We start from the raw sequence: 14,005 nt of genomic DNA, 5'->3' as shown, positions 1-14,005 counted from the left end.
CAGGACTGCTGATTGCTAAAATCGTCCCAAACCTTTTATCAAATCAGGCGTAAACCGACAATAATGTCGAGACCTTAGCTAGGTTTACAACAACGTTTGGGGTGATTTTAGTATCAGCCTTTCAGGGCAGGGCTATTTTTTGCCAATACATGGCTAAATTATCTAACCTAGAATGACTAGGCGTCAAAAATTTCACTGCGTATTGTCTAAAAAATAACCACTGCCAGTGCCACATTTGAATGTTCAACAGACCCTACTATTAGATTAGCTACTTAATCTTCTGTTAGGACTCTTTTTTACCATCAACCGAAGCCCATTTGGATGGCGCAAAAGGATGCACATTGAGCGACACTATTACTTCCACTGACAAATCGCGTGACCTTACCGAGGGGTCGATTGCCAAAACCATGCTGCTGTTTGCCTTGCCAACCCTTGGCTCCTCGGCACTACAGTCATTAAACGGCTCGATCAATGCTGTTTGGGTCGGCCGGTTTTTGGGGGAAGAGGCACTTGCCGCAACGGCGAACGGCAATATCTTAATGTTTATCATGATTTCATTCGTGTTTGGTTTCGGTATGGCGGCCACTATTTTTATTGGTCAAGCCATGGGTCAAAACGATGACGTTAAGGTTAAGCGTACCATGGGGACGGCGCTAGGGAGCATTATTCCAATCAGTATATTGTTATCAGCAATAGGCTGGATATTTGCCCCAACGCTACTCGATCTGCTCGGTACGCCGCCAACTGCTTTTGAGCTTGCTTTGACTTATCTGCGGATGATCTTTATTGCGATGCCCGTCACCCTAACCTTTACGCTGATGATGATGGCACTGCGCGGTACGGGGGATTCCACCACGCCGCTTTGGTTTATCGCGATGTCGGTCGTGATTGATCTGATTTTGACGCCGACGCTTATTTTGGGTTTAGGCCCTTTTCCTGAATGGGGTATCTTTGGCTCAGCCGTTGCAACGGCAGTTGCTAATACGTTAGCGCTTATCGGTATGGTCGTCACTATGTACTGGCGTGGTTCGGTGCTGACACTCAGTATGCCAGAGCTGCGCTTTTTGCGGGCAGACCTTGGCATCTTAAAGTCGATGTTTTCCAAGGGCTTGCCGATGGGTTTGCAGATGATCGTCATCTCTACGGCAGCGCTAACCATGCTATCGCTCATCAACCGCGAAGGCGTACAGACGACCGCTGCTTATAGCGCCACCCAGCAACTTTGGACTTACGTGCAGATGCCCGCCATGGCGCTAAGTGCCGCCGCTAGTGCGATGGTCGCTCAGAATATCGGTGCCAATCAATGGAGCCGAGTGGCAGGGATTACCCGCTGGGGGCTTATCTTTAACGTGATATTGACAGGCACTATGATTGGGATACTGACTATTTTTGATAAAACTATTTTAAGCTTGTTTTTGGGTAGTGACAGTGCGGCGGTGCCGGTCGGTCGGCATATCCAAACCATGGCGACGTGGGGCTTTCTCTTTTTTGGGATAGCGCAAGTGTTCTTTGGCACGATGCGTGCCAACGGCTATGTGATCTGGCCACTGTTAGTCATGGTAATTTCGATGTATCCTGTGCGACTTGGTTTTGCTTTTGGCATGTATCCACTACTGGGTGCCGATGCGCTTTGGTTATCATTCCCTGCAGGTATGGTAGCCACCGCGGTCATGGGGGCAGGATTATATCTATACGGTGGCTGGCGCAAAGGCGAAAACTTGTCAAAAGAAGAAGCCGCGCAAGGGTGCGAGGGCTATCGTGCTCAGATAGGCACTTCGGCGTCGTGCCGTGATCTGGCACCGACCACTTCATGGAAGCGCTTACCTTCACTCAGTGTTGCAAGCTTGCGCCAAAAATTTCAGGGTAGCGATTAAACGAATCATAATAAACAGTAGTAGTGATGATCTGGCTTTAATATTACCCAAGTAAAAACCTGACTGCCGCTGCTGCATGAATGGCAGTGGTATCAAAAACTGGAATCAGGCTGTCTGCTTGTTTAATGAGCAGTCCAATCTCGGTACAGCCCAAAATCACACCTTCGCATCCTTCATCCGCTAACTGCTCAATGACCTTTATATAATAGGCTCTTGAGCTGTCTTTGAATGCCCCTACGCAAAGCTCGTTCTTAATAATGCGATGCACTTCTGTACGCGCATCACTCTCTGGTATCGCTACTTGTAAGCCTGCGTCAAGCAAACGTTGCTTATAAAAATCCTCAGTCATCGTAAACTGAGTGCCCAGTAAGGCAATTTTCGTCAGACCTTGCGCCTTAATTGCTTGAATAGTGGCATCAGCGATATGAATCAAAGGTAAGTCGGTCACGTCTTGCACCGCATTAAACAGCTTGTGCATAGTATTAGAGGCGATCATTAATCCTTGGGCATCTGCGGCTTGTAAACGTTTGGCACTATTAGCCATGAGTACGCCCAACTCTTCCCACGCTCCTTGCTCTTGCAGCTCATTAATGGGGCCAAAGTCTACACTATGTATGAGCAAATCTGCTGAATGTAATCCGCCCAGCTTATCCTTTATCCCTTCATTAATCAGACGATAATAGCTCTCGGTACTTTCCCAACTCATACCGCCGATGATGCCTAATGTTTTTTGTTGAGAGTGTCGTTGCTTTTGAACGGCCATTTTACTGCCTTATTGGTTTGTGGTGATCGATTTTATCTTAGCAAAACTAGCAGGCTTTAGTACGCTAATTATCAAAAATATGCTTTCTCAAGAAAAAAACTAGAGTCGTTAAGATATGGCAAACTTTAAGATGAGTAATAACGATTTTACCAATGCCTCATCCCACGATATGATAGTCGCCAATAATTAATAAAGTGGCACAAAACCCTTTACTCCATCAAAAAATCATGCTGATTCAGCTATTTAAGCATGATGCTAACTGTGTAGGACTACATAATATTATGGCAGAGACCTCTACCTTTAAGATACGTACCCGTCGTAAGTACTATCGACTAATTTTTACTGGACTCATGGCATTGATGATGTCGCTCATTATCTCGACGGCATTGATATTGGTCAAAGTAGGCTTTATAGATGGTTTCTTTACGGAGCTCTTGCACTCATGGGGGCTGGCCTTTATTTTTGCTTGGCCCAGCGCTTATATCTGCGCCTACCTAGTGCAAGAGCATGTGTTGAGTAGAATTGAGTTTTATTGAATTAAACGAGCAAGATGAATTTTAAAACTTAAGTCCACCCCTACCATATAAAAACAGCTAAGATAAGCCATACCATTTTTATATAGAGGGCGCTATGACCCAATCAAGGCGTACAATCGAGCAGTTGCTCAGCCAAGGTACACTGCCCATAGAAAAGGCAGATACCGCCGCACTATTTTTAGACGTTTATCCCAGCAAGCGCACATGGCTGCAGTTTTTTGATAAAGCGCTATTGATTATCGGCGCGGTAGCGTTGGTATTATCCCTTGTGCTCTTTATTGCCTATAACTGGCTATATATGGGCAAATTGGCCAAGTTCGCTTTGGTCGAAGGCGCTTTGGTCATCACTATCGCGCTGTATGTGGCGCTGTCCTTTCGGCGTCGTTTTGCCTTTGTTCGGCAGTTGTTATTGCTGATCGCTAGCATCATTACTGGTAGCTTATTAGCGCTGTTTGGGCAGGTGTATCAGACTGGCGCTGATACGTGGCAGCTGTTCTTTGGTTGGGCCGTATTGATTACGCCTTGGGTCATCATCGCCCGTTTCCCTGCGCTTTGGCTGCTGTGGCTTGGGCTTATTAATTCTGTAACTTTGTTTTATATCGACACCTCATTGTTTTTTGGCATAGGTTACTACTATCAAGATTTTTGGCAATTCACCGTAATCACAGTTATTAATGTTATCGCTTTTTATTTATGGCTGATCTGCTTTGAAGACAAACGTGGTTCAGGACTTTCTAATTTAAAGACATCTAATTTAAGCCTTTCTGACTTGAGCCTGTCTAGCGTTACTACTGATATCACTACCAATAGCAAATTAGACACCTTCAATCTTGCCAGCACTGCCGCCAAATCCAGCCTACATTGGAGTACCTATGTCGTCGGTCTACTCAGTACGTATACCATCACTTATCTGACGATAAGCACTTTTTTTGATAATAAAAATATTCTGCTGTTCTTAGTCGCGATTTCTTTATGGCTAGGTTGGTGTGTGTTTATGCATTGGCGTTTTCGCAAGCGTACGACTGATTTGCTGATGTTGACTTACTTGTCAGGCTCAGTGATTGCGGTTGTTGTCTTTATTTTAGGCAAAGCACTGCTGAGTGATTTTGACGCTGGCGGTTTTTTATTATTAGGGCTGGTACTGATCGGTATGAGCTCCTACGCCGTCGTCTGGCTACGCAAAGTTGCTCGTCTTAAAAAAGAAAACAATGTGCCCCATACCATCGTTAAAGGGGAGCAATTATGACTAATGATATGAACGATGAGCAACGTCGTCGCCTTTTGCTATTACAACAGCACGGATTAATTAACAAGCAAAATGGGAACGATAGCTTGTTAAACCAGACTGAATCTGGAGAGCATACTCCTTGGTTTATCAACATCCTTTTTGGTTTTAGTGGGATATTTGCCAGTTTATTATTCATTGGGTTTTTGACGTTGATATTATTTGAGACTGAGATTTTTGACAGTATCATTGGAGTATTGCTTACTGGCAGCATATTGAGCGCTATTGGCTGGTCTTTATTTTATAATGCCCATTTACGTCATAGCCCATTCTGGAACAGCTTAGCCTTTGCGATTACTGTCGCTGGTCAAGCGTATATCGCCTTTGCCTTATTGACTAATGAGCTTGAACAGCCCGTAAATGTAGTCATCTTGCTACTTATACAGCTATTTATGACCATCGTCACGCCCAATTTTATTTACCGTCTATTAAGCGCTATGGTAGCGCTGGGCTGTGTCATCTATCTACTCAACTTCTATCACCTGCCCGAGTTAAGCTTAGGGCTACTGGCGCTTATGACTGCCGTTGCCAACTTACAACGCTATTCAATATTACAGCGCATTTCTGTTAAATGGCGGTCGGCGGCCTTTGATATTAGCAAAGCGCTCTCCTATGCCAGCGCTTTGATGTTGCTCAGCGTTTCGGTATATTTTATCGCCGCTGAATATGGGGGTAGCCCTGATAGCTTTGGCAGCCTTGATAGTTATGGCGACACCTTTAGCTATAATTACTACCTCGCACAAGGGTTACTGACGCTCGCCAGCCTTTATGCGGCTTTGCTTATCCTTAAGCGCTATCAAGTCAAACTGCTATCAGCAGCAGGGTTCATCATTATTTTCGCCATTGCTATATTGGGCGTTATGTCGATCTATGTCTCAGGATTGCTGACGACCAGCCTTATCATCGTCATCGCGGTTGCCAACAGTCAGCGCGTGCTATTAGGGCTAGGTATTACAGCATTAGTCGGCTATATATTTTGGTATTACTATCAGCTCGATACCTCTTTATTGATCAAATCCGCCTCCCTGCTAAGCATCGGTATCGGTTTACTATTGATGCGCTGGTTACTCATAAAACGTTATTTTGCGATTAGTAAAAGGAGTAGCGAAGCACTGACAGTGGCTAACGAGAAGGAGCGCTTGTCATGAGTAAGATAAATAATCCATTGCTGGGGCAAAAGTCTGTAGCCAAGCCGCTACCGTGGTGGCAAAAGCGTACATTTACCATCGGTGTTGCGCTACTGGGTTTGATCATAATATTAGTCATAATGACCGTTAATGTCGCAAAGTTTGAGACCCATTTAGCTACTGGCGACACCGTGCTATTAGAGCTTGCGCCCGTTGATCCGCGCAGCTTTATGCAAGGCGATTATATAACCCTGAGCTATGCGTTAGAAGGTGAGGTACTCAACGAATTAAACAAAAAATTTCCAGAAAACGAATACTATATTGATGCTAGTGAAGGCTACGTCATCGTCACTTTAGATGAAAATAACGTCGGTACGTTTACCCGTCTAGTCAATGTCATACCGAGCGATTTAGCCGCTAATGAGATGGCGCTTTACTACCGCGTGCGCAATAACGAATTGAAGCTGGCGACCAATGCTTTCTTCTTTCAAGAAGGTCATGCTGAAGCGTTTGAGATGGCAGAGTATGGATTGTTTCGCGTGAATGATAAGGGCGAGCCGCTACTCACAGATATGGTTGATGGAGTGTTTAAAGTGATTGAGCCTGAAGTTAACGACCTTGAGACCAATAATTTCGAGACTAATCGCTTTGACAATGAAAAAGTCTTTGATGATGACAAAACCTTTGATAATTAAGCCTGGTAAATGCTCAAAAATTTAACCTCTAAAACTAGTCTCTAAAAAACCAGTGACAACATCAGGTAACCAAAGTTGCCTTGTTAGTCCTCAGGACAACTTGCTAAGGTAATTGCTACTTATTTTTATTACTTATAATGATAATAAAGGAACATCTTATGCAAGCCTACCTTCTCCATAAAGCAGGCGGTATTGAAAACCTAATTTTGAGCGATGTTGATAAGCCGAAGCCAAAAGCCAATGAGCTATTGATTGAAGTCAAAGCTATTAGTATCAATCCCGTCGACGTAAAAATACGCGAGATGCCCAAGCTCCTCGATCAAGTCTATGGCACTGACAGACCGCTGATTTTAGGTTGGGATATCGCAGGCGTAGTCACTGCTATAGGAGACGACGTTACCAATTTTAAAGTGGGTGACAAGGTCTTCGGACTCGTCAATTTCCCTGGTCACGGCAATGCTTATGCCGAATATGTTGACGCGCCAGCTGAGCATTTAGTCAAGATACCTAATGGCACTTCCTTTGCAGAAGCGGCCGCTACCACACTCGCCGCTTTGACTGCACTACAAGTATTAAGCCCAAGGATAAAGGCGGGTGATAAAGTCCTCATTCATGCTGGTTCTGGCGGGGTTGGCCACTTTGCGATACAGATTGCCAAGGATATTGGCGCTTACGTTATCTCAACCTCTTCTGCTGATAATAAAGACTTTGTATTATCGTTAGGTGCGGATGAGCATATCGATTACGAAACTCAGGATTTTGAAGAGCTGGTCTCGGATCTAGATTTTGTATTAGATGCTATTGGCGGTGACGTGCTTGAGAAGTCATTACAAGTCACCAAGGATGGTAAATCGATCATCTCTTTACCGACGCCGCAGTTCTCCGATAAAGCAAAAAGCTATGCTAAGCAGCATGATATCGATATTGCGTTTTTTAACGTGACCTCAAACGGCGATGATATGCAGACGCTAAAAGAGATGCTGGAAAAAGGGACACTAAAACCACACGTATTCAAAACCTTTGCCTTTACCGATTTAGCACAAGCACACCGTCAAGTCGAGACCAATCGTACCGTAGGTAAGGTGGTGGTTGAGGTTTAAACCTTCAAACTGCTACTAATCTAAAAATACTTATAAACAATAAATAAAGGATTTATTATGCGTAGTGCAACTTATAACGAATTTGGCAAACCAACTGAGGTATTAAGCCTCGGTGACCGCCCTATCCCAGAGCCCAAGGCTAATGAAGTGCGTGTCAAAACCATTCTTGCCTCCATTCACAACCATGACTTACTCACCATTCGTGGTCAATATGGCTTCAAACCAGAATTGCCAGCGATTGGTGGCTCTGAGGCAGTTGGTATCATCGATGCAGTTGGCAGTGAAGTCAAAGGCTTAAAAGTCGGGCAGCGTGTGGCAGCGGCGAGCGTACAAGCGACGTGGGCGGAATACTTCGTCGCCTCAGCTAATATGATATTTCCTGTACCCGACAGTCTGAACGATGAGATGGCCGCGCAACTTATCGCGATGCCGCTCAGCGCTCTAATGATGATTGAATTCCTAGAATTACAACCGGGTCAGTGGGTCATCCATAACGCTGCTAATGGCGCGGTCGGCAAGTCACTTGCGATGCTGGCAGCGGCGCGCGGTATCAAAACCATTAACGTGGTGCGCAATAGTGACGCAATAAAAGAATTGGAAGCGTTGGGGATTAAAAACAATATCGATACCTCAGATGAAGACTGGCAGGATCAAGTCCGCCATATCGTCGGTGATGAGGCCATCAGTGCGGCGGTTGATTCCGTCGGCGGCGAGAACAGTGGCGAGCTATTATCCTTGCTGGGTCATTATGGTACTTTGGCCTCTTTTGGTCTGATGTCAGGTAAGCCCATGGCCATCAATCCTACCGATATGATTTTTAAACAAGCCACAATGAAAGGCTTCTGGGGCAGCAAACTCAGCCAAGAGATGAGCGTGAAGCATAAGCAGCGCCTAGTGAATGAACTCATCGAACGGGCGGTCGATGGCAAATTAAAGCTACCTGTTGAGGCCACTTTTGATTTGGCTGATATCACCAAAGCAGTCGATGGCGAATTGCAATCAGGCAAAAAAGGTAAAGTACTGCTAAAACCTTAAACTGTCGTTAACTTGTCATTTAGCCAGCCTTACTTTTATTGATAATGGCAGCGTTCTTTACAGTGAGAGCGCTGCCATTTTTTATGACAGTTTTTTATAGCTTACCGCTTATAACTTACCTAGTAGTATATTGATAAACAGCGGGCAACGTTCATTTACCAAAGTCAGGTTGCGGGTATCAAGCCCTACTTGTTAAGGTTGATGAGTGATTAATCATCATTTCAAAATGAACAATCAACGATATTTATCTAACAATAAAAAAGGATATAAAGATGCGCAGCGCAACCTACAACGAATTTGGCAAACCGTCAGACGTACTCACCATCACTGACAGCCCGATGCCAGAGCCAAAAGAAAACGAAGTCCGTATCAAGACTATTTTATCCTCCATCCATAACCACGACCTCATCACTATCCAAGGCCAATATGGCACCAAGCCAAAACTGCCCGCACTTGCTGGTAGCGAAGCCGTGGGTACTGTTGATGCTATCGGCGATGGCGTCAAAGGTATGGAAGCGGGTCAACGTGTGGTGGTCACCGGTGTCGAAGGCACGTGGGCCGAGTACTTCACCGCGCCTGCCAGTAGCGTCATTCCTATACCGGACGCCATCGATGATGAAATGGCCGCGCAGCTTATTGCCATGCCGATGAGCGCCTTGATGCTCATTGAGTTTTTAGAACTAGAAAAAGGTCAATGGGTCATTCAAAACGCCGCCAATGGCGCAGTTGGTGAATCGCTTGCGATGTTGGCAGCTGAGCGCGGTATCAATACCATCAACGTCGTGCGTAGTAAAGAGTCAGCAAACGAGCTGACCGAAATTGGTATCACCGAAAACAACGTGGTGAGCGATGATGATGACTGGAAAGATCAAGTCCGTCAACTTATCGGCGATGCAAAAATAAGCGGTGCGGTCGACTCTGTCGGCGGTCAGTCTGGTGGTGACTTACTAAGCTTGCTCGGTCATGGCGGCATCATAGCAGCAGTGGGTGCGATGTCTGGTCAGCCACTCGCGCTCAATCCGACTCATCTCATCTTTAAGCAAGCGACACTCAAAGGATTTTGGGGCGGTGCATTGATGCAAAAGATGGATGCGGATAATAAAAGCCGTTTAATAAAAGAGCTTATCGAGCGCGCCGCTAGCGGTAAGTTAAAGCTACCAACAGGCGGCATCTATACGCTGGATAATATTAAAGAAGCAGTATCTGGTAAGGTGCAATCTGGCAAAAAGGGCAAAGTATTGTTAAAACCTTAATATAGTTCGTTATAAATCCACTCAAATAAAAGAGCAATACAAGAGGATCCAGACAATGTCTAATAACAAAACCTTTAAAGCCTTAGTCGTCGAAGAAACCAGCGACGGTACGTTCGATAAAAGCATTCAAACACGTAACGTCAGTGATTTACCTGAAAATGATTTATTAATCGAAGTGCATTACTCATCGTTAAATTTCAAAGATGCGATGTCAGCCTCGGGAAATAAAAGAATCACCAAAAACTACCCGCACACCCCTGGTATTGATGCGGCAGGCGTCGTGGTCAGTGATAAGTCTGGCACATTTAAAGAGGGGCAAGAAGTCGTGGTCTTTGGCTATGATCTCGGCATGAATACCGATGGTGGCTTGGGGCAAATGATTTCTATCCCTGCCGATTGGGCGCTTCCCTGCCCGTCGTCGCTGACATTAAAAGAAGCGATGATTTACGGTACGGGCGGTCTAACCGCAGCATTAAGTGTGCAAAAGCTAGAAAAAATGGGCGCAAAACCAAGTGATGGCCCAGTCGCTGTCACAGGCGCAACGGGCGGCGTGGGCAGCATCAGTATCGCGATATTGAAGCAGCTCGGCTACGAGGTGATTGCATTCTCAGGTAAGCCAGAGCAAAGCGAGCACTTAAAAGAGCTTGGCGCAAGCGAAGTGCGTCATCGCGATACCATCAATGACATCGGTGACAAACCTATTGGTCGTGAACTGTGGGCAAATGCTATCGATACGATAGGCGGCGATTACTTAGCCAATTTACTTAAGCAAACCAAATCTGGCGGCGCGGTCACTAGTTGTGGTTTGGCTGGCGGTGCTGAGTTTTCGATGTCGGTCATGCCTTTTATTACTAGAGCCGTTTCTCTACTCGGTATCGATTCGGTCTATATTCCACTAGCGGATAAAAAGGCTATCTGGGAGCGTGTCGCCACTGATATGAAGCTACCTGATTTAGAGAAATATTGCGAAGAGATTACCCTTGAGCAAACGCCTGAGTACTTAGATCGCTTTATAGATAGTAAAACCGTGGGTCGTTATGTGGTGAATGTGCGGGGTTAGGTTTTTGGGTTAGAAGTTAAAACTTACAATTAGTATCGGCGGTGTTCTTTACTTTGAAGAGCGCCGCTGTTTTTTTATTTTAAGAGTAGTGAGAAAAACTTTATCAATCAATGTACAAGGTTATTGTAGTCAGTTCAACATAATTTGAATACAAGGAAGGCGATTGAAAGTACTACCAATGGTAGGCTAAGCGAGTCTGACATCGTATCCGATTTATATAGGATTGACTATATTGAGAATGAAAAGCAGAAAAACTATTTTCAACTATAGTAAACTCTTTTTTCTTAATAAAATAAGGAAGCCTCAGTGTTTGAAATAGGAAAAATTTATAACCGTCGTTCTGACATACACGGTATATACAAAGGCCAACAATATGGTGGTATAGCAACGCCTGCCGAGCATCCATATATATTTATTTTCACCGGCGATGCTGGTGGTGAGTACGGCTATATTGATGACTTTGATCCTAACGGTACTTTTAAATACACTGGTGAAGGGCAAGAAGGTGATATGAAAATGACCAAAGGTAATTTGGCAATTCGTGATCACCAAAGAAACAATAAAGAAATTCTACTTTTCGAATCAACATCACAAAGCTTTGTACGATTTTTAGGTTATTGTAATTACGTTTTCCATCATATTGAAGAGCGGCCAGATAGAAATGGCGAACTTCGTGACGCTATCGTTTTTCATCTAGATATAGTTAATAATCAAAATATCGATACAGCTCAAACTCTAACTTCCAAAGTAGTTGAAGCGCCTAAAGCTGTTTATATAACTAAGCCTAGTAAAGGTAAGACATTACAGCAGTTACGAGAGATTGCCTTGAGCTCAACACCAACCCACGCAAGCATTCAAGAAAAAATTCAATCTATTCAAAACCGTAGTACAGCAATTAAACTTTATGCCAAGAAAAGAGCTAACGGTATATGCGAAGGATGTGAGGAGACAGCTCCATTTGAAACTAAATCTGGACCTTATCTGGAAGTCCACCACCTAACTAGATTAGCAGATGGTGGTGCGGACTTGCCTCAAAATGTCATTGCGCTTTGCCCTACCTGTCATCGTAGAGCTCACTATTCAATAAATCATTTAGAGTTTAATAGTAAATTAATAGGTAAAGTTACTGCTATCGAAGCACTTCTTAGCCAGTAAAATAGTTAAGATTAAACTAAAGAAATACCCAATCAAGTTGAGTATTTTTTTAGTTCAGCTAAAGACTAAGTAGAAAGCTACTCCCACTCAATCGTCGCAGGTGGCTTGCTCGACACATCATAAGTCACACGTGACACTTCTTTATAGAAAAACTCACTATATAATCAAATACCAAGCAGGTGCAAATAGGTAGGTTATACCACCTGACATCATTATAAGCAGCAAAGTAACACCGATTGCGCCAACCCATGAAGTGCCGCCTTGCTTGATCAACTGCTGCTGAGCCATAGCTGGGTCTGCTGTAGCAGCAGTAATCTTTCTGATCTTTTCGACACTATATTTCCAATAAAAATAATTACCAAAAAACCCTGTAATCACTATCCATACAATCATGAAGGTATACTGGCCAAGCATGTTATATTTCTCCATGCCCAACAAATACATAAGTATTAAATCAATAACGGTTATTGCTAGTATTACAAAAAAGGCAAGTTTGTACATTTTTCGATAGCATAACCAAATGGCGCCTAAAAATAGACCAGCCACATTAGAGCTACTAAAATAAGAGTCTTTTTTATCAGTACCTAGATTAGGTATGCTGTCTTTAAACCATCTTTCACGATAATAACTGTCATATTTCTTACCGACAAAAGCTGCCAATAAAGCATCAGCACTTTCAGAGCTGGGAGCCGACTGGTTTTGTATGCTTTGCGCATCTTTAGAAATATTAACTGGCGTTAATGGTGGCGGCGTTTGGGCTTGAACGTCAGACAGGCGTTGTTCACAATTTGAGCAGACGATAGCATCATTCGAGTTTTCTTGACCGCAGTTATTACAAAGCATCTTATACCTTAGAGTTATCAATAGTTGCTATTCTCAGTTCCATTAGTCTTTAGCTTAAAAAAAACCAATTAAAGTCGGCACTATTATAAGTAATAAAAACAAGTGTTCAATAAAAAACTGAATTATTCCTGTCTTAATTATTTTAAGCAAAAAAAAACACCCAACAAGTTGAGTGCTTTTTTGTTTTCATACCGAGATAATTTACTTACTGATGAGCCGTATATCAATTCAAAAAATTTGAGTAGCGAGGAAAACGAGTCATAGCGCTCCAACATCAACCCACTACTTCTTCTTTTTCTCAGCACGTTTTTTCTCAATCAGGGTTTGAGCGGTAGTATTTTCTTCCCACCAATCGCCCATATCTTGCCAGTAGAGATAAGCCTGCTCTTTACCACCAATTTCGATACCATAACTATTGATACCCATACCGCGTGGTCTAGGATGACGCTTTTTAAGAATTTCATGCGCCACTTCAGGCAAGTTATCTTTTGCGATATCCCACTCTTTTTCAGCCTTATCTAATTTATCTTGATAACAGTAAGCCAGCACCTTACCGAAAGCGATATTTGCAAGCATATCCTCAGGATAGCGGTCACAAAGTTGAATGATTTTTTGGTATTGCTCGGTGAGCATATAAAAATCTATCATGCGTTCGCGAATGCCTAGATTATCATTAGGGCAGACTTGTAATAGCTTTTCACCTTCTACGCATGCTAAGTCAAATTGACCATTATCGGCATATAAGTTGACCAATTGAAACAATGCTCGCAGAAAAGGGCGGTTTTCTAGGATACCCCATGGTAGTTTGCTTTTTTTCCAATCAAACTTATTAGGAAAGCACTGTAAATAAAGACGCATACATTCGCGACTGCTCAGCAATGCCGTAAAGCTTTCACCAACTTGTTCACATAAATACGCTGAGTTAAAGTAGGCATCAGGATCATCTAGATTCTCTAATACCAAGAATTCTGCTAGCTCTAAAGCTGCCTCATAACCCTCTTTCTCCAAAATCATTTGGATCATTTGAAACGAGGTTGGCGGCTGCTCATCAAAGTCTTGCACGATTTCATGCTGAAACTTAGTCATGACTTCATTCATAATGTCATTGATATCACGACCCTTTTTTACCTCGGCATCCACAAATGCTTTTACTTTAATATTAAGTGCTCTACCAGCGCCAAGCACATTTGATCTATTGTCAGCCAAATTATCGCTAGCTTCATCTTCAAACATCCACTCGTTTTGTCCCACATGCACCAGTTTCATAGTCCATCACTCC

13 protein-coding genes and 1 pseudogene are annotated in these 14,005 nt (G+C 43.6%); 10 read left to right on the top strand and 4 right to left on the bottom strand.

Annotated features, from left to right (window positions below; genetic code table 11):
* The first annotated feature begins 341 nt into the window (after positions 1 to 341).
* The gene (locus ACSUPM_RS00160) at positions 342 to 1,874 is read left to right on the top strand and encodes an MATE family efflux transporter (RefSeq protein WP_173239026.1); all 1,533 of its coding nucleotides are present in this window, start codon (positions 342 to 344) and stop codon (positions 1,872 to 1,874) included.
* 43 nt (positions 1,875 to 1,917) lie between these two features.
* Here ACSUPM_RS00160 and ACSUPM_RS00155 read toward each other — a convergent pair whose 3' ends face one another.
* Complete coding sequence (locus ACSUPM_RS00155; RefSeq protein ID WP_201576212.1) at positions 1,918 to 2,637, bottom strand: aspartate/glutamate racemase family protein; 720 nt, start codon at positions 2,635 to 2,637, stop codon at positions 1,918 to 1,920.
* Between the two features lie 281 nt (positions 2,638 to 2,918).
* On the opposite strand from ACSUPM_RS00155, the gene ACSUPM_RS00150 reads away from it, so the two are divergent.
* From ACSUPM_RS00150 to ACSUPM_RS00110, 9 genes are all read left to right on the top strand, one after another.
* Positions 2,919 to 3,173: a DUF2798 domain-containing protein gene (locus ACSUPM_RS00150; RefSeq protein ID WP_025652927.1), complete on the top strand. Its 255-nt coding sequence runs from the start codon at positions 2,919 to 2,921 to the stop codon at positions 3,171 to 3,173.
* Positions 3,174 to 3,267: 94 nt separating this feature from the next.
* Positions 3,268 to 4,419 (top strand): DUF2157 domain-containing protein, encoded by a 1,152-nt coding sequence (locus ACSUPM_RS00145; RefSeq protein WP_436880056.1) that lies wholly within the window; start codon positions 3,268 to 3,270, stop codon positions 4,417 to 4,419.
* Entirely contained in the window at positions 4,416 to 5,606 is a 1,191-nt protein-coding gene (locus ACSUPM_RS00140; RefSeq protein ID WP_436880055.1) for a DUF4401 domain-containing protein, read from the top strand. Before ACSUPM_RS00145 ends, ACSUPM_RS00140 begins: the two co-directional genes overlap by 4 nt.
* On the top strand, positions 5,603 to 6,280 hold the full coding sequence (locus tag ACSUPM_RS00135) for a GDYXXLXY domain-containing protein (protein ID WP_436880054.1): 678 nt from the start codon (positions 5,603 to 5,605) through the stop codon (positions 6,278 to 6,280). The genes ACSUPM_RS00140 and ACSUPM_RS00135 overlap by 4 nt, the downstream gene beginning before the upstream one ends.
* Positions 6,281 to 6,438: 158 nt before the next feature.
* Positions 6,439 to 7,380 (top strand): NADP-dependent oxidoreductase, encoded by a 942-nt coding sequence (locus ACSUPM_RS00130; RefSeq protein WP_201608583.1) that lies wholly within the window; start codon positions 6,439 to 6,441, stop codon positions 7,378 to 7,380.
* A gap of 57 nt (positions 7,381 to 7,437) precedes the next feature.
* The gene (locus ACSUPM_RS00125; RefSeq protein ID WP_436880053.1) at positions 7,438 to 8,415 is read left to right on the top strand and encodes a zinc-binding dehydrogenase; all 978 of its coding nucleotides are present in this window, start codon (positions 7,438 to 7,440) and stop codon (positions 8,413 to 8,415) included.
* 272 nt (positions 8,416 to 8,687) lie between these two features.
* Positions 8,688 to 9,668, top strand: a complete 981-nt coding sequence (locus ACSUPM_RS00120) for a zinc-binding dehydrogenase (RefSeq protein WP_436880052.1) — start codon at positions 8,688 to 8,690, stop codon at positions 9,666 to 9,668.
* Positions 9,669 to 9,723: 55 nt separating this feature from the next.
* On the top strand, positions 9,724 to 10,728 hold the full coding sequence (locus ACSUPM_RS00115) for a YhdH/YhfP family quinone oxidoreductase (RefSeq protein WP_436880051.1): 1,005 nt from the start codon (positions 9,724 to 9,726) through the stop codon (positions 10,726 to 10,728).
* 306 nt (positions 10,729 to 11,034) lie between these two features.
* Positions 11,035 to 11,883 (top strand): HNH endonuclease, encoded by an 849-nt coding sequence (locus ACSUPM_RS00110; protein WP_436880050.1) that lies wholly within the window; start codon positions 11,035 to 11,037, stop codon positions 11,881 to 11,883.
* A 77-nt stretch (positions 11,884 to 11,960) separates the two neighbouring features.
* Here ACSUPM_RS00110 and ACSUPM_RS00105 read toward each other — a convergent pair.
* The 3 genes and pseudogenes from ACSUPM_RS00105 to ACSUPM_RS00095 all read right to left on the bottom strand — a co-directional run.
* Positions 11,961 to 12,026, bottom strand: a pseudogene (locus ACSUPM_RS00105) (hypothetical protein); the annotation flags it as partial.
* A gap of 13 nt (positions 12,027 to 12,039) precedes the next feature.
* Complete coding sequence (locus ACSUPM_RS00100) at positions 12,040 to 12,726, bottom strand: DUF2628 domain-containing protein (RefSeq protein WP_436880049.1); 687 nt, start codon at positions 12,724 to 12,726, stop codon at positions 12,040 to 12,042.
* Between the two features lie 282 nt (positions 12,727 to 13,008).
* On the bottom strand, positions 13,009 to 13,992 hold the full coding sequence (locus ACSUPM_RS00095; RefSeq protein WP_436880048.1) for a hypothetical protein: 984 nt from the start codon (positions 13,990 to 13,992) through the stop codon (positions 13,009 to 13,011).
* Positions 13,993 to 14,005 lie beyond the last annotated feature (13 nt).

This window comes from Psychrobacter okhotskensis (genome assembly GCF_965638355.1).
GTDB lineage: Bacteria > Pseudomonadota > Gammaproteobacteria > Pseudomonadales > Moraxellaceae > Psychrobacter > Psychrobacter okhotskensis.
The sequence above is the reverse complement of the archived record's forward strand: the minus strand, read 5'-3'. Positions and strand labels throughout refer to the sequence as shown.

Bases quoted from the DNA above. Each gene is read 5' to 3' on its own strand.
- ACSUPM_RS00095 (WP_436880048.1), bottom strand. From the start codon at position 13,992: ATGAAACTGGTGCATGTGGGACAAAACGAGTGGATGTTTGAAGATGAA.
- ACSUPM_RS00115 (WP_436880051.1), top strand. From the start codon at position 9,724: ATGTCTAATAACAAAACCTTTAAAGCCTTAGTCGTCGAAGAAACCAGC.
- ACSUPM_RS00145 (WP_436880056.1), top strand. From the start codon at position 3,268: ATGACCCAATCAAGGCGTACAATCGAGCAGTTGCTCAGCCAAGGTACA.
- ACSUPM_RS00140 (WP_436880055.1), top strand. From the start codon at position 4,416: ATGACTAATGATATGAACGATGAGCAACGTCGTCGCCTTTTGCTATTA.
- ACSUPM_RS00125 (WP_436880053.1), top strand. From the start codon at position 7,438: ATGCGTAGTGCAACTTATAACGAATTTGGCAAACCAACTGAGGTATTA.
- ACSUPM_RS00100 (WP_436880049.1), bottom strand. From the start codon at position 12,726: ATGCTTTGTAATAACTGCGGTCAAGAAAACTCGAATGATGCTATCGTC.
- ACSUPM_RS00130 (WP_201608583.1), top strand. From the start codon at position 6,439: ATGCAAGCCTACCTTCTCCATAAAGCAGGCGGTATTGAAAACCTAATT.
- ACSUPM_RS00135 (WP_436880054.1), top strand. From the start codon at position 5,603: ATGAGTAAGATAAATAATCCATTGCTGGGGCAAAAGTCTGTAGCCAAG.
- ACSUPM_RS00120 (WP_436880052.1), top strand. From the start codon at position 8,688: ATGCGCAGCGCAACCTACAACGAATTTGGCAAACCGTCAGACGTACTC.
- ACSUPM_RS00150 (WP_025652927.1), top strand. From the start codon at position 2,919: ATGGCAGAGACCTCTACCTTTAAGATACGTACCCGTCGTAAGTACTAT.
- ACSUPM_RS00155 (WP_201576212.1), bottom strand. From the start codon at position 2,637: ATGGCCGTTCAAAAGCAACGACACTCTCAACAAAAAACATTAGGCATC.